Origin of the sequence: Solibacillus sp. FSL K6-1781 (assembly GCF_038630735.1) — a bacterium.
GTDB classification, from domain to species: domain Bacteria; phylum Bacillota; class Bacilli; order Bacillales_A; family Planococcaceae; genus Solibacillus; species Solibacillus silvestris.
In genome coordinates this window covers 3326423-3352549 of sequence record NZ_CP152038.1, presented here as the reverse complement: position 1 = coordinate 3352549, position 26127 = coordinate 3326423, and the positions used below count along the sequence as shown (strand labels likewise).

The window sequence follows — 26127 nt, the reverse complement described above, 5'->3', positions numbered from 1 at the left end:
AAAATGTAATCAAAGCGTTGTTTGGGACACTTAATTCTAAAAATTATTGAAATATTCAAAACGTTAAGTTAAGATAGGAACATAAGTTCTTGTTCGGAGGGGTTAATCATGGAATTACAATCATTCAATCAATCCTATCAACATTTAATTAACGAATATCAATTAGTTGAAAACCAGCTAAAATTTACAAGACACCCACGTGAATGTGTAAAATTAGCCAGTTATAGCAGAACACCTATATTAGCAATAGTTGAAGGAAAACTTGTAACATATTTTGATTTACATCAGCAGGAAGGAGTAGCACCGTATTCGGATAATTGTAATGCGATTTTAGTACGTGCTTTTTCAACAGAGGTTAATGAACAAGGGAAAGGCTATGCAAAGCAGGCATTGCAGTTACTACCCGCATATGTACAAGAGAATTTCCCTCATATTAATGAAATCGTACTTGCTGTTAATGTTGCAAACACTGTAGCACAGAACCTTTATAAGAAGTGTGGATTTAAGGATTATGGTGTGCGCCGTCAAGGGCCTAAGGGTGAATTAATTGTGATGAGTTTCTTATTCTAGGAGGATTAGTGAGATCAGTTTTTTTAATCTACAACCGATTCGAAGCTATTTTGAGGTTTCTTACTATAAAAAGATAAAATTGCCCCAAACCGTCTTTTGGTTACATTAATACCTTTGACTCCAAATCGTATTTGGGGAACCTCTCTTTACTTAACATTGTAAGTTTATATATCTGATACCATCCTTATGCAACAATTGGACGCGATTCTTCAATAAGAAGATCGCGTTTTTGCGTTATAGAGCCATATTGTGGAATAACTACTTTGAAGAGAATGTGTTACTTAAAGCGTATAATAAGGTAAGTTGAATTAGAGAGAAATCTTTGTTCTAATACTAATTAGATTTTAAGTAGGTGGAAATCTTGAAAAGAAATGAATTAAAACACTTTTTATTAGGTGGTTATACAATTGGTTTTATTGTGGGATGATTGGTAGTTCTTATATCTGTAATTAATCCCACTTTTAATTTAAGCTTTTCCTTTAAAAGTATCTTCTGTATTCTAGTGGTTTTACCCATATTATATTGGACGTATCGTTATTCAGGGATGGTTTTCAATGATCAAACAATGAAAGTAAAGTTGATATATTCCTTTGTATTATTTTTAGGTTTTTGTTTTGGAATATTCTTTACAGAATTGCTTTTAAATTAATAATAAAACTAAAAATTCAGATTATTGTAAATCAGTTTAAGTAGACGTCAATTCCACAATTAGGTGCAGTCCTGTAAGAAGGTAGGAGAAAATTTTGTCTAAAATGAATAGAAAAGTGTTCAAATTCAATCAAGAAGATATTTTAGAAATATTAACTGAGCATATTGCTGAAGAAAATGGTTTTGATACCTGGCAGTCAAAGGCCATATTGTTAGGTTTGCCAGATAAAGATATAAGGCTAATTGCTATTATAGGTGAAGATGACGACGATGATATAAGTGACATTGATTTGCACGAAATAGACATGAATATGGATTACAATGGTTCACATTCAGAAATAGATGAGGGATTTTATTTTAATCCTAATGATAAAAAATAAATAATTGTCTTATTAAACAATCGGGCGCGATTCTTCAATAAGAAGATCGCGTTGTTCCGTTATAGGGCCATATTGTGGAATAACAATTTTATTTAAACGGATTATTTGTGTGAATATTAACAGAAGTTTGAAACAGTCCAACATTTTTTGAACTACTAAATATCCAATAAAGCAGCACTGATTTACTAATGAATAAATAAGAATGATTCTTATAATGGTTCTTTCAGAATGTAAAAGAATTGGGAGTGTTGACATTTTTAGTAATTTTATATGATAATATATTCAACGTTGAATACAGGAGCGATAAAATGATTAAGTTATTGGTGCTAGAGCTGTTAAATCGACGCCCCATGTCAGGTTATGAGATGAAACAAATACTTGAAAATACTGATGCCAAACGGTGGAGTGGTGTATTACCTGGTTCGATTTATAATGCAATCAAGAAATTGGAAAAGGAAGGATATATCATCATTTCAAGCATTGAAATGACAGGCAATCGGCAACGTTCTGAATTCAAAATTACCCAAAAGGGTAAAGATTATCAACAATCACTTATAAAAGATGCCCTATCCTCACCTGTTCTTTACAATGGTGATTTATATTCAGGGATTGGTTTTGCGTATCAATTAGATCATCAGTCTGCGATTTCTATACTTCAGAACAATATGAGCGCTTTAAACAAAGAAAAAAAAGAAATTATTGCTGGAAAGAAACAGAAAGAAATTGCGACTAACGGCGAGTTATCTGAACTATCCTCAATTGTGATCAATCACATGATAAAAACAATTGAATTGCAGAGTCAGTTGATTGAAAGTGTTATTGGTGTAATAAAAAAAGAAAATAACTCCGATTAAATCGGTTTTATTTTTAACAATATATTCAATGTTGACTATATAAGGAGGAACTATATGGAACAGGTTTCTAAAATAAACCCATTTTCTATCGACCATATTGTGGTAAATGTCGATGAGAAATATCAAAAAAATATTCAATTTATTGAGCAAGTTAATCGGTTAGGCTTACCTTATACACCCTCAAAAGGTAAAGGAAATAAAGGATTCAAAGCCTCTAATTTATGGATAGGAGATGAATATTTTGAGTTTATCTATATTAAATCGAAAGATGGCGGTGGCTGGATCAAAGACTGGGTTGATAAGTATAATTCTGGTCACAGAGGTGTCATTGGACTATTTCTCAAAACAAATAATATTGAAAAAACTACTGAGTTATTGAAAAGTTTTGGCATATCAAATCCTGAAAGAATAAGTTTTCCTTTTTTCTTTAAACTAATTAATTTTTCTGCTAAGTGGCAAAATGCATATCTCCCGTATTTTGACGAAGTACCATTTCAATTAGGTTTTCAGCAAGTCGATACTCCACAAATTGAAGAGAAAATGCGTAAGCGAATGGTACCAAATAGTAAAGCTAATGGTATAGATGGAATAAAATCAGTCCAATTTTTCGGCCCGTTTACAAGTCGAGACTTCGAATGGTTAAAAAATGTGTTCTACTGCATTAAAGAAGATACCAATCAACTTAATATTCCACTTAAAAATGATCAGTCAATACATTTTTATATTAGCGAGACTATAGAAACACGCGTGTTACTTAATTCTAAGGGTAAAGTATTAACCCCGTTACTGATAGAAAACCTAAGAATACTGAATTTTTGAGATTGATATGTCCTTCCGGAAAAGGAGAAAATCCAAAACACGCTTTGTGAATGTTTTATGAGAATACAAAATTCGAAAAAACGATATCCCACAATCTGGCGCTTTCCTTGAATAAGGAGAGGGTCCTTTTTCGCCTTTTCCTTTAAAGGGCCAAATTGTTGAATAACCTTCTTTAGTAAAATGTACCAAACATCAAATAATGTGTGTTTTTCTATTTATAGATAAATTATACAGTTTGCTTTATAATAATTTTAAATACCTGATACCTAAAGGTGGAGTGATTGAATGTTAAAATTTGTTGATGACTTTGCAGGCGCAGTCTTTGATATATTAAAGTCAACTTTATACTACATTTCTTACTTCATTGCTGGTTTTACTTTAGTCGCTTTACCCTTATTTTTAATTGCTAAAATATTTGAATGGCTGTTATAAATTATTTTAGTTGATGACTATTCTTTGATAATCAGGCGCGATTCTTCACTAAGAAGATCGCGTTTTTTCCGTTATAGGGCCATATAATTGAACACAACCTAGTTATCTAGGTTACAATTTAGAAGATATTGTTAAAAAGTATTCTTAAATTGACTGGTAGAGATATTGGAATTAAGATGAAAATTTAAATATTGGGGGAGTACATGAAAAAAGCTACAATTTTGATGATTACAGTCGCTTTATTAGTTCTCGCATCTTGTGGAGGACCTTTCATATCAACTACTTCGATGTTGATTGTTATTGAAAAGGGGCGTTCAAGTGACTATAAAGAGTATTGGGTTAAAGCATACGATCCGAATAATCAAACTAAAGAAGAAGCATTTAAGATTGAAGTTCAAGAAGAAATGGTATGGAACTTAATTGAGGAAGATAAAGAGTATTTTTCTTTGTATTCAAAAGAAGGAGATAAATCCTGGGTTTTAGAACAAATTGAGCATATAGAAAATCAAAAAGAATAAATTATTTAAGACTACTGTTATTCCACAATCGGGCGCGATTCTTCAATAAGAAAATCGCGTTTTTATGTTAAAGGGCCAGATTGTGGAATACATATTTACTTGTATAGCATTACGTAGGGTGAACCGTATCATAAGTAAATGCGGTTTCAAGCAGTTTCAATTATTATATTGAAGCTGCTCTTTAAGAATATTGACCAGAGGTTTAAACAGGGAGAAATTGAACTTTGAAGAAGTATATGAAGCATTAAATAAATCAAAGCTTTAATAATCTACACCTTATGATGATCTCACGAGATGTAGATTATTGAAGCTTTTTATGAAACGACATTAGGGATTTTACACGTAATTGTAAATGTTTGCTTCTCTGCTATAAATTCTAAATATCCGTTATGCTGCTCTATAATTTGCTGAATAATTGAAGTGCCTAAACCATTATGATTTGGTTTTGTTGTAACACCAGTCTTGGCAAACAATTGGTCAGCAATTTCCTTCTGCAAGGGGATCGTATTGTTTGAACAAGTTAATAGATATAGACCGCTTTTTTTGCGAAGGCTTAATTCAATAAAAGCTTGTTTGTTATACTTCGTTTGCCATTCAATACTTGCATCAATTGCATTTTCTAATATATTCCCTATTAGCTGAACGATTTCATCAGATGGAAGGGATAAATTTGATACAGGTGTTTCAAACAAATAATTAATTGCAATATCGTGACTTCGTGCCTTTTCGTAATTCGTATATAATACGGCTGCTACTGCCCCCTGCTCTCCCTTTATCGACAAGTTCGTCTGTTCATATCGCTTTACTAACCCTTGCATATAGGTTTTCGCTTCATCAACCTTATCTTTTTCCAGTAAATAAGCAATTGCTGATACATGCTTTAAGTAATCGTGACGCTCTTTACGTACCTCTTGAAATGTACGATTAAATTCTACTAGCTTTTCATTTACTTCTAGCTGTACTGTTGAAGTCTTAAATAGCGCTTTCTGCTTTTGTGAGCTATACATAACCACAAGCAATGCGCCAAAAAGTAAGAGTAGATTTTGTACACTCTTACCATTTAATACGTAGACCAAATACATACATAAATGAATTATTACACTCCAATCAAGCTTTAACATAAATCTTTTCATAGCTACTAATACTAAAATGATACTTATTGGAATGCTTATGTAGAAAGAAAGATAGCCTACTGTTGCGAGGGCAAAGTGGGTACAACAAATGATGAAAAAATACAGTTTATGCTTCATATTGCCACCTCAAAAGTAGTTTTTTTGTATAATGTCTAAGTTTTCCTTTGTAATAACTGCTTTTTCTTCAATTCCTTCAAAGGACACCAAATAGGAATTCTTCGCGTATAACGAAAAATTTAATATGTATTGAATATTGATAATAAATGAGCGATGAGCTCTTATAAACAAACGGTCCCTTAGCTCTCCCTCTAATTCATTTAAGGTTTGATAGGTTTTTACAGGACCATTTTTTGTATAGATCGTTGTAGCACGACCTGAACGTTCAATAAATATAATGTCTTTTTTTTGTACGATATGAATATCAGATTTTTGCTTAATAAAAATCCGGCCCGATAACTCAGCTTTTTGTTGCTTCGCTAATAATCTTTCAACAGAAGATACAAGTCTTTCTTTCGTATAGGGCTTCATTATGTAATCATGTACGTTCAATTCAAAAGCATGAACAGCGTACCCACTATTGCCTGTTACAAAGATAACCATAATTTGTAAGGCGTGTGTATAAATAATATCAGCTAATTCGTAACCCGATAATTCTGGCATTTCTATATCCGCAATAAGTAAATCAATCGATTGCTTTTTTATTTCCTCATATGCTTTCTGAGCACTTGTAGTAGCAAATACAATATTTATTTCTTCGATTGGCTCTATAATTGCTTTTAGTTTATCTAAATCAATCGCTCGGTCATCTACTAATCCTACTCTCATGTTATACACCTCGTAATAAATATACACTATACGTAATATTTTGACAGTTCTACAATTCATTCTCCCTTTTCACGACATAATAAGGCATTTTTGCGACAACATCGCAGACACCTCTTGTATTTATTTGTACGATGAAGACATCAAATAAACGAGGTGACGGAAATGATTGAAATTACAGAAGTAACAAAACAATTTCAAAATAAGAAACAATATATAACTGCCTTAAAGCAAGTTTCCTTAGAAGTTCATGAGGGTGAGGTACTTGGGCTCCTAGGTGAAAACGGTGCTGGGAAAACAACCTTACTACGAACAATCGCTACTCTAATTGAACCGTCTTCAGGTAGCGTTGAAGTAGCAGGTTTTCATACCGTAAAGCAATCTGATGAAGTGAAAAAACGTATCGGCGTGCTGTTTGGTAGTGAAACAGGACTTTATGAGCGACTAACAACACGTGAAAACTTAGAGTATTTTGGTTCACTCTATGGCTTAGGTATGCATGAAACAAAAGTACGTATTGAAAAATTAGCGAAAATGTTTGGCATGCGCGACTATTTAGATCGCAAAATTGGAGGCTTTTCAAAAGGTATGCGTCAAAAAGTGGCCATTGCAAGAACATTATTACATGATCCAGATATTGTACTCTTTGATGAACCAACGACAGGACTAGATATTACATCATCTAATACTTTCCGTCAGCTTGTGCACCAACTGAAACGTGAAGGGAAAACCATTATTTTCTCTAGTCATATTGTAGAGGAAGTAACGATGCTATGTGACCGAGTAGCAATGATTCATAAAGGTGAGCTTGTTTATGATGGCACTCTTGAACAACTTTATGCTGAAGAAGGCTCAAGCGATTTAAACTATATTTTCATGAGTAAATTAGTACGTGGAGGAAATGAAGATGCTTAATATATTCAAAAAAGAGTTAAAGGATACTTTTCGAGATCAACGCACATTACTTTTAACTGTATTTTTACCATTAGTTTTAATGTCAGCATTAGTATTTTTCTATGAAAAAATGATGGCTCCGGACGAGGATATCCAGCTTCATGTCGTGACAGAAAAAGAGCAGCTAGAATTTGTAAAAGGTTTACTAGATGGAAAAGAAAATTTAGAGCTTCGTGCTGTTGATGATGTAGAAGCTACCATTAAAGAAGGTGAAGCAATAACTGGACTTGTTCTTTCTGACGATTTCGAACAGCAAATCGCTTCGAGGAATATGCCAACGATTCAAATTTTAGGCGATGAATATAGTGAAAATAGCTTTATAGCCATGTCAGCAATCGAAATGGCATTAACACAGTACAGTCAGGCAATTGTTTCAGAACGTTTAGGACAACAAAATGTAGAAACGTCAATTTTAACACCTTTTACAGTTAATAAAGTACAAGTAATCGAAGGTGATCAATCTGTACAAATGATGAGCTTCCTTATCCCAATGATGCTAGTTATTGCAGTAGGTATAGGTATTTCATCTTCAGCAGCAGATTTTATTGCAGGTGAAAAAGAACGCCGTACGATGGAAGCTTTATTAATGACTCCTGTAAATCGCAGTTCATTTTTATTAGGCAAATGGTTAACACTTGTAATTCTTGCTACTGTTACAGGTATTTTAACGTTAGGAATTGTATTTATTGAAATCTACTTCTTTACAGAACAGTTAAAAGTAGGATTAAAAATGGAAGGAAATGTTTGGTTAATTGGTACGGTCGCTCTTTTAATTATCATTAGTTTCGCTGCATTGATGGCTTCAGCGCTATTGCTGACAAGTATTTTTGGTAAGACGGTAAAGGAAGCACAAAGCTACGGAACACCCATAATTATGGTTGGAATTTTACCAGCCTTATTCATCACAAGTGTCGGGCTAAATGAATTAACTACTACACATTTTTTAGTACCAATCTTAAATGTCTTTGCTACTTTTAAAGAATTATTTGTTGGAATCATTGATATCGAGCATGTATTTCTTACACTTGGAGTTAACATAGCGTTAGCGTTAGTAATTCTAGCAGTAGGCCGTATTTTATTTGCGAAAGATAAATGGGTGTTGTAATAAAATAAATAATAGCAAATCCCTTGTGGCTACATGCAAGGGATTTATTTTTATTAACTTAATTGTTTCTATTGAAATTACAGCTATTCTACTTTTGTTTTAGATGATTCAATTGAAGATTAAACCGCACTTAGTCACACTAAATCAAGGCAAGTGCTATGTGAAATCATCACCTAATTCTATTTAAAATCCTCACTCGGTACGTCTTAAACATGATATATACCATGATGTAAATCAAAATCGAGGAGATAACTATATTGCACATGGCACCTGTTAGAAATATGAATCCACTGGAATGAGAACTCACAATACCTGTATATGTATGTTCAATTGCATCTATGTACTCTACTTCATCGAGTTCATCGACTTTTGTATTTCGATCGAGTAGTAAACTTCCGACCTTATAATTTAAAAAGAAAAGCAGTGGCCAAATAAACGTTCCCAGGACACCGCCGACAAGTGCGGAAACGGTATTCGCCTTTAGGAACCGTGCCATCCCGACGGAAAGAACGGGGCCGAGTCCGAATGTAGGAAGCCAGCTAGGGATAAACCCAATTGTTACCCCTGATGCAACTTGATGTGGACCAGATTTAAGCCGAAATAAACGGATTAAATTATATTTAATGACGCGTGTTATTTTCATAGATGTCTATCCTCTCCAAGTACTTCATCGCAAATGTAACAATCTATACCGATGCGTCTCCTATAGACAGATTATACCGAACGTAAGAAAATTCTTATGCTATTGTATTAAATGAATAAAATGTTTTATGAGGAGTAGATTGTAAATTATACAATATCTGTCTAAGTCGAACATTACAAGCAAAAGTGCCCCCTGAAAAATCAGGAGGCACTTTTGGCTAACATTTAATAAAACAGTTGCATAGAGGCATAAACCGGGTATTGTACCGGGTCTATGCTTAATTTTCTAATTTTCGTTTCCGTCACAGTAAGAAGCGATAACAGCAGCCATTGCTTTGGCGCTTATAACGAGGCTTTCTTCATTAATATCAAATTTAGGATGATGATGCGGATATGCTTCACCTGACGCTGGCATCGCACCGACATAGAAGAAACAGCCCGGTACTTTTTCAAGATAATAGGCAAAATCCTCTGAAGGCGGCAGTGGCGGTGTTTCTAAAACGGCCTCCACTTCAGGAATTGCTGCCAGCTCCAAAGCCTGACGTACATGTTCCGTTACTACAGGATGATTATTCAGAACAGGGTAGTCGTTGAGGTAATCTAGATGACATGTGACGCCAAATGATTTTTCCAATCCTTCGGTAAAGGCACGAACTTCAGATTCTACTATTTCCCGGGTTTCAGGGGTCATTGTACGAACATCACCTTCGATTGTCACGGAATCCTTTATCACGTTAAAAGTACCTTTCCCGTCCAGATTCCCAATCGTAACGGAGGCTGTATCAAATGGGTTAATGCGGCGGCTGACGATTGTTTGCAGATTCATGACAAATGAACTTGCGGCAATAATTGCATCATTTGCAAGATGCGGGGATGATCCATGTCCGCCTTTACCTTGAACGACGAGTTTAAAATAGGATCTGCCTGTTTGCGTGTTCCCACTTCTGTAATAAATATGACCTGTCTTCATGTTGCTCATGACATGGATTCCGATGATGGCATCAACGCCATCCAGTACACCTGCATTGATCATTCCGATCGCACCACCTGGAGGCGCTTCTTCAGCGGGTTGATGAATTACTTTAATCGTACCTTTTAATTCATTTTTAAACTCCGCCAACGTTTGCGCCAAAACGAGCATATAGGCTGTATGACCGTCATGCCCACATGCATGCATGATCCCTTCATTTTTTGAAGCGAAAGGCAGACCGGTTTCTTCCTGGATCGGCAACGCATCGAAATCGGCACGAATGGCAATTGTTTTTCCTGGTTTTGCCCCTTGAATCGTTACAACGACACCACGTTCGCCCCCAAAGTTTGTTTCAATCGAATCGACCGGAACATCAACATAAAAATCAAGAATATACTTGGCTGTCTGCTCTTCTTGAAAGGAAAGCTCCGGATGTTCATGGAGATAGCGGCGGATTTCAATAATGCGCTCCTTTTTTTCATCTAATCTTTTCATTAAATTGTCTAATAACATTTGATAATCTCCCTATTTATAAAATGGACATGGCTGATCTATGCATGTCCATTCGGTATTTAAATCGTTTCTAAGTTTTGAGCTTCCTGCTTTCTTCCGCCCGAAGCAGGTCGATTCGGTTTTAGACCGGCTGCAGCGATGATTCCTAAAACGGCACAGGCAATGATGTACAGAAATGCAGAGGCATAAATTCCATCAAATACTTCAATTAAATAGCCCATAACCATCGGCGCAAGGAATGCTCCGATCATTCCGCCAAGATTAATCATTCCAAAAGTTGACCCAATCACATTTTTCGAGAATAATTTATGCGGAAGGCTGAAGATGATCGCTACAATTGGTCCGTGGAAAAGCATACAGATGGATTGGTAAATAATAACGAGAGTGACTGACGGCGCATTGAATAATAAATAAAGGGAGCCGATCATGATGATAAAGCTTATAATCGCAAGGTATTTCTCTTTTCCCATTAATAAAGATTTAATCAGCTGCCCGCCGACGATAACTCCTATAGCCCCAGCCAGAGCCGGGATGGATGTCAGCATCCCCATCGACATCAAATCAAGGCCTCTCACATCTACAAGATATGGCGGCATCCATGAGATAAGCCCCCAAATGACCGTACTTACGCCAAACCACATAATGGCCAACTGCCAGCTTGTAGGAATCTTTAACACATCTTTGAATGATGCTTTTTGGACTGTTTCTTCCTCAACTAGTTCTACCTGCATATTTTGTGGACTTAAATAATACCAGAGTAGGGCTGCAACAAAGAGACCTAAAATTCCAATCGCGAAAAAGAGGTTTTGCCAGCCGATCCATACAAGTAACGGGGTGGCGATTAAAGGAGCAATCACACCTCCAAGTGAATTCGATGACATCATGATCGTTTGAGCACTTGTCCGTTCTTTCTTTGGAAAGACATCCGCTATTGCTTTTGAACTTGCAGCAGGATATCCGCCTTCACCAAGACCGAACATGAAACGAATAATAATCATCGACATTAAAGACCAGGCCATGCCGGTAAAAACGGTAAATAAAGACCATAAAACAATGGAGATCACAATGACCTTTCTGGAACCGAATTTGTCGGCAAGCCACCCCCCAGGTAATTGCATTAATGCATAACCGGCAAAAAAACTACTCAGTACAACACCCATTACAGACGGACTAAGATTAAAGTCTTTTGCAATTTCCACAATTCCAACATTCATTGCCATTCTGTCAAGATAGGATAAACACCATCCTAAAAATAGCAGTGAAAGTATTATGTGCCTCTTTTTATTAGGAACTTGTTCATTTTTCATAAATAACCTCCCCCTGAAATTTACTCATCCAATGTGAATGTAGCTATATGAATATAAGAAAACGATTGGAATAAACAATTTTTCGAGTATGATAATTGTTTAATCAAGAAAAAGTAAGCGTTTTCTATATTCAATATTTATTGAATATTATATAATTTCAGAAATGTCATGCACATGTGCAGACAAACAAAGTTATGGAGAGAAAGTTGTTGAATTCAACAAGGGGGAGAATGAATGGAACAAAATGAGGCGTTGCTCAAACAATTAAGTAGGGAAAATCAAAAAGCCCAAAACCATGTGGTGAATCTAATGGAAAGCTTTCGCGCAATTAATTCGACACTTGAATTGGATGAAGTACTTAAAAAAATTATGCACTCTGCATTGAAGATTGTCGAAACAGCAGAGGCTGGATATATACAAATGTATGATGCGATCTCGGATAAGCTCATTGTAAAGACATATGTAGGTTTTAATGAAAACATTAAATTCTTTAAAGTAAATATAGGTGAGTCCATTACAGGAAAGGTGTTCAGGGATGGCGATATAAGGTTAATTACCTCAACCGAAGAAATTTATAATAGCATGGCAAATTTAAGTGAGGAGAACCTTGAGTTCATTACGAAGGCTCATCAAAATAGCCCTACTATTAAATCCATTTTGTCTGTACCTGTAGCAATTGGAACAAAAACGATGGGGGTTATGACATTTCACTGTTTTGATATAGAAGATGGCCTAAGTGAAACGGATTTGCTTCTTCTGCAAAGTTTTGCTTCCCAAGCAGCAACTGCGCTATATAATGCACAGCTTCACACAGAAGTTCAAAATAGCCTGGATGAAGTTACCCATTTATCAAAAAAGCTCAAAGAAATGAATGCGATGTTAGAGAAACGTACAGAAATTCATACGCACCTCACGAAGTTATCTGTTCAGAATAAAGGATTGGAAGCGATTATCCTGGAAATGAATAAGTTAATGGAGAGAAAGCTTGTCTATGCGGATTACCTTGAAGGAAATTACGTCCCGCAGCATATTCAACATATCGCTACCATTCTGGACGATATATTCTTGCTCTTTGCGAATAAAACTGAGGCTAGTTATGTATCAACGTACGATTCAGTTCAAATTGATTGCTATATTTATCCGATTCGGTCAGGCTCTGTTTTTTTAGGGTGTCTGATAGTAGAAGGGAACACCCCTCTATCACAACCCGATCAGTTGATCATTGAACAAGGAGCACTGACTCTCTCGCTTGAAATTATGAAGCTTAGATCCCAGACTGAAATTTTGTACAAGAAAACCTATGAAACCTACCATCGTTTTTTGGAAATTAGAAATCTCCAGCAGGCTGAGCTTGTTGCGCAGGAGTTAGGAATTCATCATGATCATTTTCTCCAAATTGCTTTAATTGAGCTAGATGGAATTGCGGATTTGCTTTCACTTGAAAATGATGCACTTCTTCTTCTAGCACATCTAAAAGAGAAGTTACGTTTAGAGAACAGTCTTCTATTTAGCTACAATAATAAAATTACCGTTCTATCCTTTACCCGAGATTCAGCTGGAGAAGGCATGATTACCAACATATTAAATAACGGTATGAATTGGTGGAATGAGCGGTTTACAGTAGTAGCCCGGGGAGGAATAAGCACGGGACAATACTCTCCCGGCCAAGCTAAAGATTATCATATGAAAGCGGAAAAGGCTCTTCTTCATTTGAAAAAACAAAAGGAAAAAGGCCTTCTGCATTACCGGGATATTGGCATTAGTACGCTTTTTTTACATCATCCTGCTGAAGAAATTAACTCATTTCTAAGTGAAACGTTTTCTGTATTGTGGAATAACAATGAAACAAACGATGAACTTCTCCATACGCTTTTCACGTATATACAAAACAACCGTTCCATGGCAACGACGGCAAAGGAACTCCATATTCATACAAATACGCTCTATCACCGTATAAAAAAAGTTGAAGACCTATTAAAAATTGACTTCAACCATTACGAAGATCATCTAAAAGTACTGTTGGCTGTGTATCTTTATAATACCTTTATGGCGGATTGACCACCATTCGAAAGAGGCTTAAAACTTATATTTTTTATAATTTAGATAAAAATTGGCGATTCATTTTGTGAAAAAAAGGGTAATGGTAAGAAGCCGATTAATTAAAAAGCTTATCAAAGGGTGACATCACGATACTAAACAGAAAAGGGGATAAGAGCTATGTTACAATTATTTTTCAACGACGATCATTTAATTTCGATTACAGGGGATCAGGAAATTTTATCGAGAGTACCAGAAAACTATAAGCATTTCGATTTAATTAAAATTAGAAGTGAATTGGTCACTACAGAGCATCTAGTAGAGGCGTTCGAGTTTGCTTTACGTAAAACGGATACAGGGGCAGTACATGCCGCGGCCTATTACACTAAATTAAAAAATATGTACGTTCAGAAAAAGCGTGCTCTCACTAATAATTAACATAAAGATGTGAGCTTGTTAAAAGAATATTCGCTTCTACATATGAGCATCACCATAAAATACGAAATGGAAAGCATGGGAAACATGGCACAACTGACGTGCCATGCTATCGCCAGGCTTTTTTTGTGTGCAAATTTGTTTTCCAACGTTCAATGAAAGTGAAGAAATAAATCTTCCCAGTAAAAAACTTAGCATCCAAAATAATCATAAAATATACAAAATTACTATATAAATATAAAGAAAAATCTAAAAATTTGCATAACTCATTGCTATCTCCTTTATATTTTGCTATTCTTTTAAACATTAAACTTCTAGGGGGTCGCATATGGAAAGTAAAGTTGGTAAGAAAAAATTGGTTGATAGGTTTTTAGACGGAATAGAACGAGCGGGAAATAAACTTCCGGACCCAGTTACGTTATTCGTTATTTTAGCATTTTTTGTTCTTGCGCTATCACTGATTCTATCAAAACTTGGGGTTTCTGCCGTTAAGCCAGGAACTGACGAAACAATCGAAGTAATCAATCTATTGAATCGTGAAGGACTCATTCAAATTGTTACAAACATGGTCAGTAACTTTACTGGATTCGCGCCACTTGGCATCGTAGTTGTGACAATGATCGGTATTGGGGTAGCTGAAAACAGTGGCTTAATATCAGCATTAATGAAAAAGACCGTATTAAGTGCTCCTAAAAAAATCATCCTGCCTGTTATTTTATTTACTGGTCTTGTCGGGAATGTTGCCGCTGACGCAGCCTTCATTATTTTACCTCCAATTGCCGCCATGATTTTCATGAGTGTTGGACGAAATCCGCTAGTTGGGTTAATTGCTACCTATGCAGCCATTGCCGGAGGATTCAGTGCAAATATTATTATTTCGTCTTTAGACGTATTATTACTGGGCATTACACAAACTTCAGCCCAATTGGTTGATCCTACATATACCGGACTTGCAACAATGAACTACTACTTCCTGATCGTTTCGACATTTGTATTAGTCATTGTCGCAACTTGGGTAACAGGCAAATTCGTAGAACCTCGCTTTGGTAAATACGGCGGGAAAATAGAAGTGGCTGAACCACTTACGGCTCTTGAAAACAAAGGGCTTCGCTGGGCAGGGATTGTCACATTAGCGTACATCATTTTAATGGCGATTTTAGTTGTACCGGAATCAGGGCTACTGCGAAATCCGGAAGATAACGGCTTTTTAAACTCTCCGTTTATGACGGGCATTGTGCCGATTATGCTGTTCTTCTTCTTACTGCCAGGTTTAGCATACGGCATCGTGACGAAAAAAGTGAAATCGGACCGCGATGTAGCGGAACAAATGTTTAAATCAATTGGTGATTTGTCATCATTCATCGTCTTAGCATTCGTTGCAGCTCAAATGATTGCGTATTTCGGGTGGAGTAATATTGGTCCGATCTTGGCGATTAAAGGCGCGGAGTTTTTACAAAATATGAACTTTACCGGTGCACCAATGTTTATCGGCTTCATCATTATTTGTGCGCTGATCAACTTACTGATTGCGAGTGCATCAGCGAAATGGGCGTTACTCGCGCCGATCTTTGTACCGATGTTCATGTACTTAAACTATTCACCAGCTGTTACACAAATGGCATACCGTGTAGGGGATTCGATTACCAATCCGATTACACCGATGCTGGCATACTTTGCGATTTTACTGGCATTTGCGAGACGCTATGACAAGAATATCGGAATTGGTACGTTAATCTCAGCGTTACTGCCTTACTCGGTATTCTTCGCGATTATGTGGATTATTTTATTCGCAATCTGGTTCTTACTTGGCCTGCCATTAGGACCTGGCGACGGCATTTACTTAAAATAATTATCAGGATACACGAATATCATTTGAAAAACAGACAACTTAGAAAATGGGGATGGAAAACATGACGAATATTTTTGACATACTGGAACAGCATTTTGATGAAATGGTAGCGATCCGTCGTTACTTGCATGAAAACCCGGAGCTTTCACATGAAGAAGTAGAGACGCCAAAATATATTGCGGAATACCATAGAGCGCTTGGACATGAAGTACGTGAAGGGGTAGGCGGTCGTGGCGTAGTCGCAACATTACGCGGTGGTCAACCTGGTAAAACGGTCGCATTACGTGCAGATTTTGACGCACTGGCAATTCAGGAGCAAAATGATGTCCCTTATAAATCGAAAGTAGATGGCCGAATGCATGCATGCGGTCATGACGGACATACAGCGTCACTCCTTGTATTGGCAAAGGCACTGAACAAAATCCAGGACGAGATTCAGGGGAATGTCGTGTTCATCCACCAATTCGGTGAAGAAATTGCGCCGGGTGGAGCGATTGCAATGATTGAAGACGGCTGCCTGGACGGGGTAGATGTCATTTTTGGCCAGCATTTATGGGCACCGGTAGAGTATGGGAAAATTGCTGTATGCGAAGGTCCGTTAATGGCTGCAGCAGATGGATTTTACATTACGATTAAAGGAAAAGGTGGACACGGGGCAAAACCACAGGAAACGAAAGACTCGATTTACATCGGTTCACAATTTGTCGTAAATGCCCAACAGCTTTTAGGCAGACGCATTAGTCCTGTGAAACCGGCAGTTATTTCGGTTTGTCACTTTGAAGCGTTAAACCCGTTTAACGTTATTGCCGATTCCGTAAAAATCAAAGGAACGGCACGTGTATTTGATGAAGAAACGCGTGACCTGATTGAACGTGAACTGGAAGATGTTCTGAAGGCGGCTTGCTTGGTGATGAAGGCCGATTACGAATACGATTATGTGCGCGGCTATTCAGCTGTCATTAATGATCGGGAAACAACAAGATTCTTCATCGAACAGGCAAGACAAACGCCGGGGGTTGAGGAAGTGGTCATTTGCGAACCGGAAATGGGCGGAGAGGACTTTGCCTACTATTTAGAAAAAGTACCGGGAACATTTTATTTCACAGGTGCCCGTGACCCTGAGAAAGAAGAAGCTTACCCGCATCATCATCCGAAGTTCGATATCGACGAGCGCGCACTTCTTGTTGCTGCAAACACACTTGCAAAGGCGACGTTGGAATATTTAAAGCAGCATGCTGTGAGTAGTGTTATATAAGGATAATTAAGGACATAACATATTTCTGTTGTTATGTCTTTTCTTTGGGTTTTAAAGGGGAAAAGAGGGATAACAAGATATTGTTAATATCAAATTCTAAAGTTTAACCAAGCACGGATAGGCGTTACACGTCATGAACGCAATATATATTTTGCGTCCATCTGAAACCTATAGATTGCCAGGAGAATCGGATAAAGGGAAACATAAGTAAAGCCTCTTCATATAATGAAATCGTGTGCAACTTTTTACAGAATTACGCGGCTAAATCAACGTTTTGGATTTTTACTTTCGAGTGATACTTTACATTTTTTTATAAAAATGTAAAAAGATGTTTACAAATAATCTGGGGATGGGTATACTTACACAATAATCAAAAAATTCTAAGGAGGTCGAAGAAAATGATCGTTATCAATAAATTAATGTCACTAGTAGTTACAATTTCAGCGAAAACGAAAATCACACATTCGACCAGATTGGAATGGATTGCTTAAATTTTTTTATTAATTAAGTATGCCCATACCGCAGGGAGAAGTGTGCCCCTGCGGTATTTTTGTGCCTTTTTTTACCGCAGGGGGAGTCTCTCTGTGGTTTTTTCCGTTTTATGGGTATTTTAAGGAGGTGATAATCCATGATATTAAACTTTTTTACCCTTTCGATAGCTATTACAAAACGTGAGCGTGAGATCTCTCGTGAGAAAGCACTTCATGAAGAAAAAGTAAAAAAAATCTTTGAACAGAACCGAAGAAAAGTAGAAGATTACGTGCGTCAACGTCATTATTAATTTTGTTAATTTAAAACAAAGAAAGGTGGGAATTGAAATGATTTATATGATTAAAAGAAGGTTTGCAGTTTTATGGTGGGAGAATGACTCCACTTAGCTAAAAAAGGACGTAATATAAAGTGTTGGTTTTAATAACTACGTCTAGTGATGGGGCTGTGCGAAAAGTAAAATCATTTCATTCAGCCCATATCAAGGTGTTATTTAGCCGCGTTTATCGCGGGGCGGCCGGAGTATAGAAACGAATGCTAAAATCCATTTGGGACCAGTATCGTGCCGGCCTCCAGCATCCTTGATTTAGGAGATAATTTGATTGTTGCATCAACAGTGTGAAGGCATAAAATTGTACATATTCTTAATATGCTGGCAGAATACACGAGTGGAGGGGAAAAATGAAATTCTTCAAAAAGATGTCTAAATTTGAGCAAAGTAATTGGAAAAGTGGGGCAATCCTTGGTTCTTTATTATTCCAATTAAAAGTAAACCTTACTGCATCAACCGCTACTCTAAAATCCCTGAAATTTTAGCATAGGAACGAAAAAGCTACAGGTTTAACGCATTAATCAATCCCCCTATATTCAGATTCTTTTCAGATACCCTTAGCATAGCGTTTTCCACAAAATCTATGGTATACATAAAAAACTATATAAATAGAATCCCAATAAAGATGCGTAATTGTTAATTTGACAATGTTTACGCATTTTAATTTGCTTGCAAACTATTATTTGGAAAAATTTTTTCTGATTTATGGTTGGATAGGTTTAATAGTTAGTTTTATTGTGTATTTACATAATATATGTATTTTGTAAATTATTGTATCTACTTTATATATAACAAATTATAAATATGAGGAGTGCTTTCCAATGAAAAATATTTTTGAAAAAGTAAATATCCGCAAAAATGTCGAAACACTTAGAACTGCAATGATAAAGTCTGGTATGGAAAATGGGCTAAATCATCCTATTACAATAAAATTAAGTCAAAACTTAGATAAGTTACTGAATGAATATAGTTTAACTTTCAGCAATTAAATTAATGCCTAGCAATCGCTAGCGTACTTAATACCAGATGTTCACAAATAAGTTAAACAGACACTAATGCTGTGGAACCTACAACGTTCGTGTCTTTTTAGTATGGAATAACTTAATTATCATAATTAAGTTCCTAACTTTCTTTATATAGATAGAAAGTTCATCAATAAAGAATCGCGCCCTTGAAGTTGCATTATGATTAACAATAATAAGAGGGGGTTGCTAATGCCACTAACACCCAAACACCGCTTTCGGAATGTTATTGAAGGGTTTACACTATCAACTGTCGAAATAGTGTTTTATGAATAGGTAAGGAAGGTACAAGCTATGAAGAATTACATATGGTATTTTATTTTAGGTTTATTTTTAATTTTGATAAGCACACTGATATCATATAGTGCTGTTGGAATTATTTAAGCAGATAAAAACTTAACAGGAGAGTATGTTCCAATTTCAAATGGTTTCATACATTCTTTTATGCTAATCGGGACATTGATATTTAGTGTAGGCTTAATAAAATTAATTAAAATATCAAAAGCTTAAAATGTTTAATACATAAAATAAAATATTAATAAACGGTCCCAAATCAAAGTTTGGGCACGTTTGATCCAGCAGCTAAAACTACTACAAAGTGTTAGCTGTTTTTTATTTTATTAGATTCCTAAACGACGCTTTGGGGACGTTCTTATTCAACTTAAGGAGAATATTTTCTAACAATAAATGGTATTATAGAGGCGCTAATAATTTATATGGGACAGCTATTAACTTCGAAATAGAACTGAGATAAGAGGGGGATACCGAAATGGAATATCGTATTGAGAATCTTGATTTTGATTTAAAAATTATAGGAAAAGGTAAAGTTGTCAAAACAGACAGAGCCTTTAAAACAATACCCACCCTTTGGAGTGGCTCTAAAAAAGATGGATTTATGCAACAATTAATTGAACTATCTTGGGAAGAACCCAAATGCACCCTTGAAAGCTTATTGGGCGTTTGCGGAAAAGAGGCAGCTATAATGGACGATGAATTTACGTACTTTATGGGTGTCCGATATGATGGAGAGGTCCCAAATGATATGGAAACGTTCTTTATTACGCATAGTACGTGGGCTGTATTTCCAGGTATAGGGAACGCTTGGAAGCGATTATACACCGAATGGGTTTCGAATTCTGGATATGAACTTGCAGATATACCTTGTATCGAATGTTATTATCCACCAAAGCACAAACCTAGAAACGAACTTTGGGTTCCTATAATTCCTAAATAAATTCTTATTATAAAATATACAAATATTAACCTAATAACGTTACCAAATGAAACTTTGATTACTTTATTAGAAAAAGACCTTAAATATCGCGCTTAGGAAAGGTGGCTTTTTATTGGAAATCAAAGAAATAATACTTAATATCTTAAATGAAATTAAAAATGGAACTACACCTATTCATACAGCTTACAATTTTCCTTTAGATATGTGGGCAGAATTCATTGAATACTTGGATGATAAAAAGTATATTACTGATGTTACTATATATTGGTATGGCGATGACGATACATACTACGATGAAAGAGTTCACTCTGTTGACCTAACCAAAGCCAAATTAACCACTTTCGGAGAGAATTTATTGTTGAAGAAGTGAATTGATTATACAGATTAAATACAAATAACGTTCCCAAGTCAAAGTTTGGGCATACACCAAGAAGGCACGCACGTTGTTAAATCAACGTTTCGCGCCTTTTTGTATGAACATTGGTTATACAGCATTTTTTTTACAGATGACGAAAATCATTGATGGAACGGTAATTTATACTTGCTGGGCATAATCTTTAATTTGCATAAGAACTTGTATAGCAATTCTTTTATCGTTATAAATCTGCTTCTTTCTATCACTCCCCCCAAGAAAAGGGTTCACAAATTTATGAACAATAATATTCCAAAACAATGCTTTTGGGTGCATTTTTGATATAATAGCGTATCTAAAAATTTATAAGGATGTATTGCATTGAAAAAATATCTAAAGGGTTATGCATTAGGAGTATTATTTGGTTTAATCTTCACTTCACCGTCATTTGTTACACAGGTTCCGTTGTCATTCAAACAACATTGGATTGCATTAATAATATTTATACCTGCTTTTGTATATTTTTGCTTAAGTTATAGTGAATATAATGAAATTTCTTTTAATAAGGAAAATATTAAAAAGAGTGTGTTTTTTGTAATTGGCGGTATTTTAAGTTTTTTAGCAGTTGATATAATTTGGGGCTTGCCAATTTAACTTGTTATACAACTCAATACCAGTAAATGTACTCAAATAAAAGTTTGAGGACACATTAAAAAGGCATGAACTTTGTTAAATCAACGTTTCGTGCCTTTTTGTATGAACATTAGGTTATGCAGCATTTTATACATATAATCCAAACCCTGAATGCAACGGTGTTTATACTTGATGAGCTTGTTCTTAATTTGTTTTAAAACTTGTATAGCAAATCTCTTATTGTTATTAATCAGAACCTTTTCTTATTCAACAATATGGCCCGATTGTGGAAGATCTTAATTAGTATGTCTCGTTAAACTAAAGCAATGGGCTTCAAAATAAACAGTAATTATTCTTCATGTAATAGATCACTTTGTGATCTAGATGAATACCACCCTTGTTGGATAACATCACCATTATTACGAGCGAAATATTTATATTCCACGTGTGGTTCAGTATCAAATATTACACCTATATAATATGGATTCGAAGATTCATAGCCATCCTCACGATGAGGTGCTATCTGATATTTCCACGTTTCCCCAGGGTACTGTTCTTCCAAATGTATCTGTATATAACCTACTTTTTTTTCGATTTGCATATCAATCCAATATGGACGTACGTAATAAAAGATGCCGAAAGACACCAAAAATAAAATAGCCAATCCCTGAATAATTTTTCTCCATTTCCCTTTTAAAATAAAAGAAACTAATAGGATAACAAGTAAAATTCCACCGACTATCATTAATTCAATTATTTCTATTGGATGCAATGAATTTCCCCCATTTTTTGTTTCAGTTAGTTCGTTAATTGAAGTATAACCTTCCCAAACCGTCTTTTGGTAACCTTTTATAAAAGATTGTTATTCAACAAACTGGCCCTATTATGGAAAAAGCACTTTCCTTATTAAAGGAAAGCATAGACACTAGCGTCCCTAACATTTTTTTGATAATTCCAGCCACCATACAAGCAAGCGCTGTTTAACTTTGCTTATTCACGGGAACTAAAAGCACAAGAGTATTGGGGGAATTACAATGAAAAAAGTTCCGAAGAAATGGAACAGCTGGAGTCGCAGAAAAAAAGTCATAAGCGTTCTTATACTTCTTTTGATTTTGCTATATATAGGAGTAATGTTATGGCATACATATAAACCGTTGCCGGAAGGTATTTCCTATGAAGGAGACTTGCATAGAACAGATAATATTGAAATGCTGACGGATCTAACTTATGCGCAAGACCAGGAAGGGACCAATCGGAAACATGAGAATCAAATATTTGATGAAGTTTATACATTGATTGATGAAGCCGAACAGTTTGTGGTGGTGGATTTCTTTTTGATGGATGGGTATTTTGATGAAAAAGAAGATTTCCCGCCTATCGCGGATATGCTCTCTGATAAGCTTGCCGAGAAAAAGAAAAACAATCCCGATATGCCGGTTGTTTTCATTACCGATCCGCTGAATAAGGGCTATGGCTCCTATGAAACGAAGTGGTTCAAGAAGATGCGTGAAGCCGGGGTAGAAATTGTTTACACCGATTTAAAACCGTTGCGGGATTCCACGCCCATTTATTCAGGTTTATACCGATTATTTTTTCAATGGTTCGACAACGAAGGCAAAGGGTGGATTGCCAACGCCATGTCTAGCAAAGCACCAAAAATGAACGCATCTTCCTATTTGGAACTGCTCAACGTGAAAGCCAACCACCGTAAAGCGGCCGTTTCGGAAAAGGAAGCGATTATCACATCTTCAAACCCGCATGATGCAAGTGGCTTCCACGGAAATCTTGCTTTGAAAGTAACGGGGCCCATCATAAATGATATTCTGAAGGCAGAAGAAGCGGTGTCCCTCATGTCGGATGGTCCAAAATTGCCGAGGGCTGATATTCCCGAGGAAGGTGACGGTCAGTATGGTGTCCAATATTTGACTGAGAAGAAAATATTGGACGCCTTGCTTGAAGACCTAGAAGCAACAAAAGAAGGAGATAAAATTTGGATTGGCATGTTCTTTATTGCCCAGCGCGACATTGTCAACGCCTTAACAGATGCAGTAAACCGGGGCGTGCAGGTGAATATGATTCTAGATCCAAATGAAAACTCATTCGGCCAGGAAAAGTCAGGTCTGCCGAATCGACCGGTTGTAAACGAACTGCTTGAGGATACAAATGAAAAAATCAACATTCGCTGGTACAACACCGTAGTCGGCCAATACCATACAAAAGTCATCTGGATTCAAACAGCGGAACAAACAATCATTTCAAACGGTTCTTCCAACTATACGGAACGAACATTGGAGGATTACAACTTGGAAAATAACGTACGTATCCTCGCTCCAAATGATAGCGCGCTAGCCTTGGATATGGAACGATATTTTGAACGGCTTTGGAACAATGAAGATGCTCTCTACACGCTTGATGTGGAAGAATTTCAGGATAACCTCTCCTGGTGGCAGCGCTGGATTTACACGGCTCAAAAAGTAGCCAAAGTAACCACTTACTAACCGATGATATGTTAAGCAAAAAGATGTTACCAAGCATCGCTTCGGGAATGCTATACTTAAACCATAAAAGTAAAGTAATGTTATAAGATCTAAAATTTGGGGGTATTTAAGTGAGTTCTTGTTCATTTATCGCAACAAATTTTGAAATGCCTGAAATAGAATCCAAAGCAAAATATATGACGGTCAAAGAAGCGATTGAATTGAAAATAAAACCGCATGAATTGGTGCCCTGGGAGAAGATGGACCCGAATAGCCAAATATTATTTGTTGAAAATGAAGAGGATTTAAATGAGTTGGTTATTAACGAAGGCAGTTACTATGATGTAAGTGAATATACGGGCTATCCATTCATTTATGAAGTTAGTTTTAGCTATTCAGAATTAAGAGTAAAGCAATTATTGGATTACTTAAAAGATAATATTAGAGAAGGGCAGGTCATCGAACTATGGCGAGTATGGATTGGTCATGAAGATGATGCACTGAATATACCGTATAGTAGGCTAAATTATAGCGAATTATCTCTCGAACATCTTTTACAAATGTACAATTGGAACCATGAAAACTATAAAGAGCAATATTGTATAGTAATCGAAAAGTAAAAAAATATTTATTCTAAGTCTATACAATCCTATCCAAATAACTGTTCCCGAATAAAAGTTAGGGTACCAACACCTCCCATTTTTAATTTAGTGGGGGGTTTTTGTTTTTGACTGAATATGAATGAGATGGAGTCGGCAAACGAAAATTTGGTAACTTGTTTATTAGTTGGATGTAAAGTATACTTTACTTAAAGTAAAACTAACTTTACATAAAAAGGATGATTTACATCAAAAATAATATTAAGGTTTTACGAGCTCAATACAGTATGACGCAGGATCAGTTGGCAGAAAAGCTTTCCGTTTCAAGACAAACCATTATTTCACTTGAAAAGGAAAAATATAATCCATCTATTATTTTAGCTTTTAAATTGGCGGAAATTTTTAATTGTAAGATTGAAGATGTATTTATTTATGAGGGGGATTCTGAGTGAAAAAAGCACGTGAAAATCAGCTATCATACTTATTTTTAGCTATTATAATGATTCCATTAAGTATTTATATTAATTACCCGTATGTTGCAAATGGTGACTTTCCAGAAGGGATTATGATTTTTTTCTTGGGAACAAGTGCATTAATGATGTCTTATTTGTCGCCACATTTATATCCGAAAGATGAGCGTACTAAAGAAATTATAGGCAAGAGTATGACAGCAAATTATTTTACGTTATTTGCGACAATTACAATTCTATTTCTAATAGTTGGAGCACTAGAACCTAACACTTTAAGTGCCACACATGTTTTAACTATTTTATTTTGTATAATGACTACATCCATCCCACTAACAATGGTTATTTATTCGAAACTCATTTAATGATTAATCTAGATGAAAGAATACAATTGGGATTGGGGTTTTTAATGACAGGTAGAAGTAAGTTACCCAATAAAGGGTTTGGGTATAAACAAGTAAAAGCCAGGGAATTTCCCCGGCTTTTTTATATTATCAAAGTAAAAAGATTTATTAGCAGCAGCAATCGCATTTACTTGAATAATTTTAGTTGTTTTTATACACCCATTGCTTTAATGAGGGTTGAAGTTTGTGAAGCAAAACACCCACCATTTTTCCAATACCATAGGCAGCAATGAACGTACCTATACCAATTGCGCCAAAGGATTGAATAAATAGTAAACAAATTACAAGTGAAAGAACGACATTTAGCATGTCACTCGTAATTTTTGCTTTACTAAATGGCATTTTCCATGTGTTCGCAATGACATGTGTAAGTGAATCATATGGCATCGTCGGTAAATTTGCTGTGAAATATAACAGTAAAGCTAAGGCAACAAGTATTAAGCTTATTGCTAAATACACAATAATAAGAACAATTGAAGTTGCTTCAGGTAAGCCTTTTGTTAACCAGATCGTGAAATCCATAAAAAAACCGAATAAAAAGGAGATTATTAATTGTATGAAAAAGTTCTTCCAACGTATTTCTTTTAAAATGATTGCTTGTAAAATTATAAAAATAAAATTAGCTAATACGGTTGTAATCCCTACTGACAAAGGTGTAATTAAAGCAAGTGCATAAGGTAAAGAGGTTACAGGAGAAACACCGATACCTGCCAAAATTGAAAAGGTAGCACCAAGTGAAAGTAGAAATAAACCGATTATGTAAATGCTAATTCTTTTTGTAATTGTGATTGTATGATTCATATTTCCCCTCCTATAAATAGTATACTCTTTGAAATTTCAAATGAAAAATATATAATAAATTATAAAGATATATAT

Annotated in this window: 27 protein-coding genes and 1 pseudogene; 21 read left to right on the top strand and 7 right to left on the bottom strand. The window is 35.7% G+C overall.

What is annotated here, in order from left to right:
* The first annotated feature begins 108 nt into the window (after positions 1–108).
* From MHH37_RS17015 to MHH37_RS16990, 6 genes are all read left to right on the top strand, one after another.
* Complete coding sequence (locus tag MHH37_RS17015; protein WP_342573950.1) at positions 109–570, top strand: GNAT family N-acetyltransferase; 462 nt, start codon at positions 109–111, stop codon at positions 568–570.
* Between the two features lie 743 nt (positions 571–1313).
* Complete coding sequence (locus tag MHH37_RS17010; protein ID WP_014824371.1) at positions 1314–1598, top strand: hypothetical protein; 285 nt, start codon at positions 1314–1316, stop codon at positions 1596–1598.
* 308 nt (positions 1599–1906) lie between these two features.
* Positions 1907–2452, top strand: a complete 546-nt coding sequence (locus MHH37_RS17005; RefSeq protein ID WP_342573949.1) for a PadR family transcriptional regulator — start codon at positions 1907–1909, stop codon at positions 2450–2452.
* Positions 2453–2506: 54 nt separating this feature from the next.
* A complete protein-coding gene (locus tag MHH37_RS17000; protein ID WP_342573948.1) occupies positions 2507–3271 on the top strand; it encodes a VOC family protein in 765 nt (254 codons plus the stop codon).
* A gap of 285 nt (positions 3272–3556) precedes the next feature.
* The gene (locus MHH37_RS16995; RefSeq protein ID WP_193433789.1) at positions 3557–3703 is read left to right on the top strand and encodes a hypothetical protein; all 147 of its coding nucleotides are present in this window, start codon (positions 3557–3559) and stop codon (positions 3701–3703) included.
* A 203-nt stretch (positions 3704–3906) separates the two neighbouring features.
* The gene (locus MHH37_RS16990) at positions 3907–4221 is read left to right on the top strand and encodes a hypothetical protein (protein WP_087617542.1); all 315 of its coding nucleotides are present in this window, start codon (positions 3907–3909) and stop codon (positions 4219–4221) included.
* Positions 4222–4535: 314 nt separating this feature from the next.
* Here the strand turns inward: MHH37_RS16990 and MHH37_RS16985 are convergent, their stop codons facing one another.
* Both MHH37_RS16985 and MHH37_RS16980 read right to left on the bottom strand, forming a co-directional pair.
* Positions 4536–5471, bottom strand: a complete 936-nt coding sequence (locus tag MHH37_RS16985; RefSeq protein ID WP_342573946.1) for a GHKL domain-containing protein — start codon at positions 5469–5471, stop codon at positions 4536–4538.
* Between the two features lie 9 nt (positions 5472–5480).
* Entirely contained in the window at positions 5481–6179 is a 699-nt protein-coding gene (locus MHH37_RS16980; protein WP_342573945.1) for a LytTR family DNA-binding domain-containing protein, read from the bottom strand.
* Positions 6180–6341: 162 nt separating this feature from the next.
* Here MHH37_RS16980 and MHH37_RS16975 point away from each other — a divergent pair, with 162 nt between their 5' ends.
* Both MHH37_RS16975 and MHH37_RS16970 read left to right on the top strand, forming a co-directional pair.
* Complete coding sequence (locus tag MHH37_RS16975; protein ID WP_342573944.1) at positions 6342–7091, top strand: ATP-binding cassette domain-containing protein; 750 nt, start codon at positions 6342–6344, stop codon at positions 7089–7091.
* A complete protein-coding gene (locus MHH37_RS16970) occupies positions 7084–8235 on the top strand; it encodes an ABC transporter permease (RefSeq protein WP_342573943.1) in 1152 nt (383 codons plus the stop codon). Before MHH37_RS16975 ends, MHH37_RS16970 begins: the two co-directional genes overlap by 8 nt.
* Before the next feature lie 169 nt (positions 8236–8404).
* On the opposite strand, the gene MHH37_RS16965 is transcribed toward MHH37_RS16970, so the two are convergent.
* From MHH37_RS16965 to MHH37_RS16955, 3 genes are all read right to left on the bottom strand, one after another.
* The gene (locus tag MHH37_RS16965) at positions 8405–8878 is read right to left on the bottom strand and encodes a DUF2062 domain-containing protein (RefSeq protein ID WP_342573942.1); all 474 of its coding nucleotides are present in this window, start codon (positions 8876–8878) and stop codon (positions 8405–8407) included.
* 285 nt (positions 8879–9163) lie between these two features.
* Positions 9164–10360, bottom strand: a complete 1197-nt coding sequence (locus MHH37_RS16960; RefSeq protein WP_342573940.1) for a M20 family metallopeptidase — start codon at positions 10358–10360, stop codon at positions 9164–9166.
* Between the two features lie 59 nt (positions 10361–10419).
* Positions 10420–11667, bottom strand: coding sequence for an MFS transporter (locus tag MHH37_RS16955; protein ID WP_342573939.1), 1248 nt, complete (start codon positions 11665–11667; stop codon positions 10420–10422).
* A gap of 234 nt (positions 11668–11901) precedes the next feature.
* Here MHH37_RS16955 and MHH37_RS16950 point away from each other — a divergent pair, with 234 nt between their 5' ends.
* From MHH37_RS16950 to MHH37_RS16910, 9 genes and pseudogenes are all read left to right on the top strand, one after another.
* Entirely contained in the window at positions 11902–13725 is a 1824-nt protein-coding gene (locus MHH37_RS16950) for a helix-turn-helix domain-containing protein (RefSeq protein WP_342573938.1), read from the top strand.
* Positions 13726–13884: 159 nt separating this feature from the next.
* Complete coding sequence (locus tag MHH37_RS16945; RefSeq protein ID WP_342573937.1) at positions 13885–14142, top strand: UDP-glucose 6-dehydrogenase; 258 nt, start codon at positions 13885–13887, stop codon at positions 14140–14142.
* 325 nt (positions 14143–14467) lie between these two features.
* Complete coding sequence (locus MHH37_RS16940) at positions 14468–15988, top strand: AbgT family transporter (protein WP_342573935.1); 1521 nt, start codon at positions 14468–14470, stop codon at positions 15986–15988.
* 61 nt (positions 15989–16049) lie between these two features.
* Positions 16050–17243, top strand: a complete 1194-nt coding sequence (locus MHH37_RS16935; protein ID WP_342573933.1) for an amidohydrolase — start codon at positions 16050–16052, stop codon at positions 17241–17243.
* 628 nt (positions 17244–17871) lie between these two features.
* A complete protein-coding gene (locus MHH37_RS16930; RefSeq protein WP_008405393.1) occupies positions 17872–18024 on the top strand; it encodes a YrzI family small protein in 153 nt (50 codons plus the stop codon).
* A gap of 860 nt (positions 18025–18884) precedes the next feature.
* Positions 18885–19052, top strand: coding sequence for an aspartyl-phosphate phosphatase Spo0E family protein (locus MHH37_RS16925; RefSeq protein ID WP_008405392.1), 168 nt, complete (start codon positions 18885–18887; stop codon positions 19050–19052).
* A 760-nt stretch (positions 19053–19812) separates the two neighbouring features.
* Positions 19813–20319 (top strand): annotated as a pseudogene (locus MHH37_RS16920) (GyrI-like domain-containing protein); the annotation flags it as partial.
* Positions 20320–20431: 112 nt separating this feature from the next.
* Positions 20432–20689, top strand: coding sequence for a hypothetical protein (locus tag MHH37_RS16915; protein WP_342573930.1), 258 nt, complete (start codon positions 20432–20434; stop codon positions 20687–20689).
* Positions 20690–21052: 363 nt separating this feature from the next.
* Positions 21053–21325 (top strand): hypothetical protein, encoded by a 273-nt coding sequence (locus tag MHH37_RS16910; RefSeq protein WP_342573929.1) that lies wholly within the window; start codon positions 21053–21055, stop codon positions 21323–21325.
* Positions 21326–21653: 328 nt separating this feature from the next.
* Here the strand turns inward: MHH37_RS16910 and MHH37_RS16905 are convergent, their stop codons facing one another.
* On the bottom strand, positions 21654–22076 hold the full coding sequence (locus MHH37_RS16905; RefSeq protein ID WP_008405451.1) for a hypothetical protein: 423 nt from the start codon (positions 22074–22076) through the stop codon (positions 21654–21656).
* Positions 22077–22338: 262 nt separating this feature from the next.
* On the opposite strand from MHH37_RS16905, the gene MHH37_RS16900 reads away from it, so the two are divergent.
* The 4 genes from MHH37_RS16900 to MHH37_RS16885 all read left to right on the top strand — a co-directional run bounded on the left by MHH37_RS16900 (position 22339) and on the right by MHH37_RS16885 (position 25212).
* Entirely contained in the window at positions 22339–23802 is a 1464-nt protein-coding gene (locus MHH37_RS16900; protein WP_342573925.1) for a phospholipase D family protein, read from the top strand.
* Positions 23803–23912: 110 nt separating this feature from the next.
* Positions 23913–24401, top strand: a complete 489-nt coding sequence (locus tag MHH37_RS16895; protein WP_342573923.1) for a magnesium transporter — start codon at positions 23913–23915, stop codon at positions 24399–24401.
* Between the two features lie 218 nt (positions 24402–24619).
* Positions 24620–24832: a helix-turn-helix transcriptional regulator gene (locus MHH37_RS16890; RefSeq protein ID WP_342573921.1), complete on the top strand. Its 213-nt coding sequence runs from the start codon at positions 24620–24622 to the stop codon at positions 24830–24832.
* A complete protein-coding gene (locus MHH37_RS16885; protein WP_342573920.1) occupies positions 24829–25212 on the top strand; it encodes a hypothetical protein in 384 nt (127 codons plus the stop codon). The genes MHH37_RS16890 and MHH37_RS16885 overlap by 4 nt, the downstream gene beginning before the upstream one ends.
* A 180-nt stretch (positions 25213–25392) precedes the next feature.
* Here the strand turns inward: MHH37_RS16885 and MHH37_RS16880 are convergent, their stop codons facing one another.
* The gene (locus tag MHH37_RS16880) at positions 25393–26052 is read right to left on the bottom strand and encodes a DUF6198 family protein (protein ID WP_342573919.1); all 660 of its coding nucleotides are present in this window, start codon (positions 26050–26052) and stop codon (positions 25393–25395) included.
* Between the last annotated feature and the right edge of the window lie 75 nt (positions 26053–26127).

Bases quoted from the DNA above. Each gene is read 5' to 3' on its own strand.
- MHH37_RS16955 (WP_342573939.1), bottom strand. From the start codon at position 11,667: ATGAAAAATGAACAAGTTCCTAATAAAAAGAGGCACATAATACTTTCA.
- MHH37_RS16985 (WP_342573946.1), bottom strand. From the start codon at position 5,471: ATGAAGCATAAACTGTATTTTTTCATCATTTGTTGTACCCACTTTGCC.
- MHH37_RS16880 (WP_342573919.1), bottom strand. From the start codon at position 26,052: ATGAATCATACAATCACAATTACAAAAAGAATTAGCATTTACATAATC.
- MHH37_RS17000 (WP_342573948.1), top strand. From the start codon at position 2,507: ATGGAACAGGTTTCTAAAATAAACCCATTTTCTATCGACCATATTGTG.
- MHH37_RS17015 (WP_342573950.1), top strand. From the start codon at position 109: ATGGAATTACAATCATTCAATCAATCCTATCAACATTTAATTAACGAA.
- MHH37_RS16975 (WP_342573944.1), top strand. From the start codon at position 6,342: ATGATTGAAATTACAGAAGTAACAAAACAATTTCAAAATAAGAAACAA.
- MHH37_RS16995 (WP_193433789.1), top strand. From the start codon at position 3,557: ATGTTAAAATTTGTTGATGACTTTGCAGGCGCAGTCTTTGATATATTA.
- MHH37_RS16935 (WP_342573933.1), top strand. From the start codon at position 16,050: ATGACGAATATTTTTGACATACTGGAACAGCATTTTGATGAAATGGTA.
- MHH37_RS16940 (WP_342573935.1), top strand. From the start codon at position 14,468: ATGGAAAGTAAAGTTGGTAAGAAAAAATTGGTTGATAGGTTTTTAGAC.
- MHH37_RS16980 (WP_342573945.1), bottom strand. From the start codon at position 6,179: ATGAGAGTAGGATTAGTAGATGACCGAGCGATTGATTTAGATAAACTA.
- MHH37_RS16965 (WP_342573942.1), bottom strand. From the start codon at position 8,878: ATGAAAATAACACGCGTCATTAAATATAATTTAATCCGTTTATTTCGG.
- MHH37_RS16970 (WP_342573943.1), top strand. From the start codon at position 7,084: ATGCTTAATATATTCAAAAAAGAGTTAAAGGATACTTTTCGAGATCAA.
- MHH37_RS16945 (WP_342573937.1), top strand. From the start codon at position 13,885: ATGTTACAATTATTTTTCAACGACGATCATTTAATTTCGATTACAGGG.
- MHH37_RS16925 (WP_008405392.1), top strand. From the start codon at position 18,885: ATGAAAAATATTTTTGAAAAAGTAAATATCCGCAAAAATGTCGAAACA.
- MHH37_RS16930 (WP_008405393.1), top strand. From the start codon at position 17,872: ATGATATTAAACTTTTTTACCCTTTCGATAGCTATTACAAAACGTGAG.
- MHH37_RS17005 (WP_342573949.1), top strand. From the start codon at position 1,907: ATGATTAAGTTATTGGTGCTAGAGCTGTTAAATCGACGCCCCATGTCA.
- MHH37_RS16990 (WP_087617542.1), top strand. From the start codon at position 3,907: ATGAAAAAAGCTACAATTTTGATGATTACAGTCGCTTTATTAGTTCTC.
- MHH37_RS16950 (WP_342573938.1), top strand. From the start codon at position 11,902: ATGGAACAAAATGAGGCGTTGCTCAAACAATTAAGTAGGGAAAATCAA.
- MHH37_RS16890 (WP_342573921.1), top strand. From the start codon at position 24,620: ATGATTTACATCAAAAATAATATTAAGGTTTTACGAGCTCAATACAGT.
- MHH37_RS16900 (WP_342573925.1), top strand. From the start codon at position 22,339: ATGAAAAAAGTTCCGAAGAAATGGAACAGCTGGAGTCGCAGAAAAAAA.
- MHH37_RS16960 (WP_342573940.1), bottom strand. From the start codon at position 10,360: ATGTTATTAGACAATTTAATGAAAAGATTAGATGAAAAAAAGGAGCGC.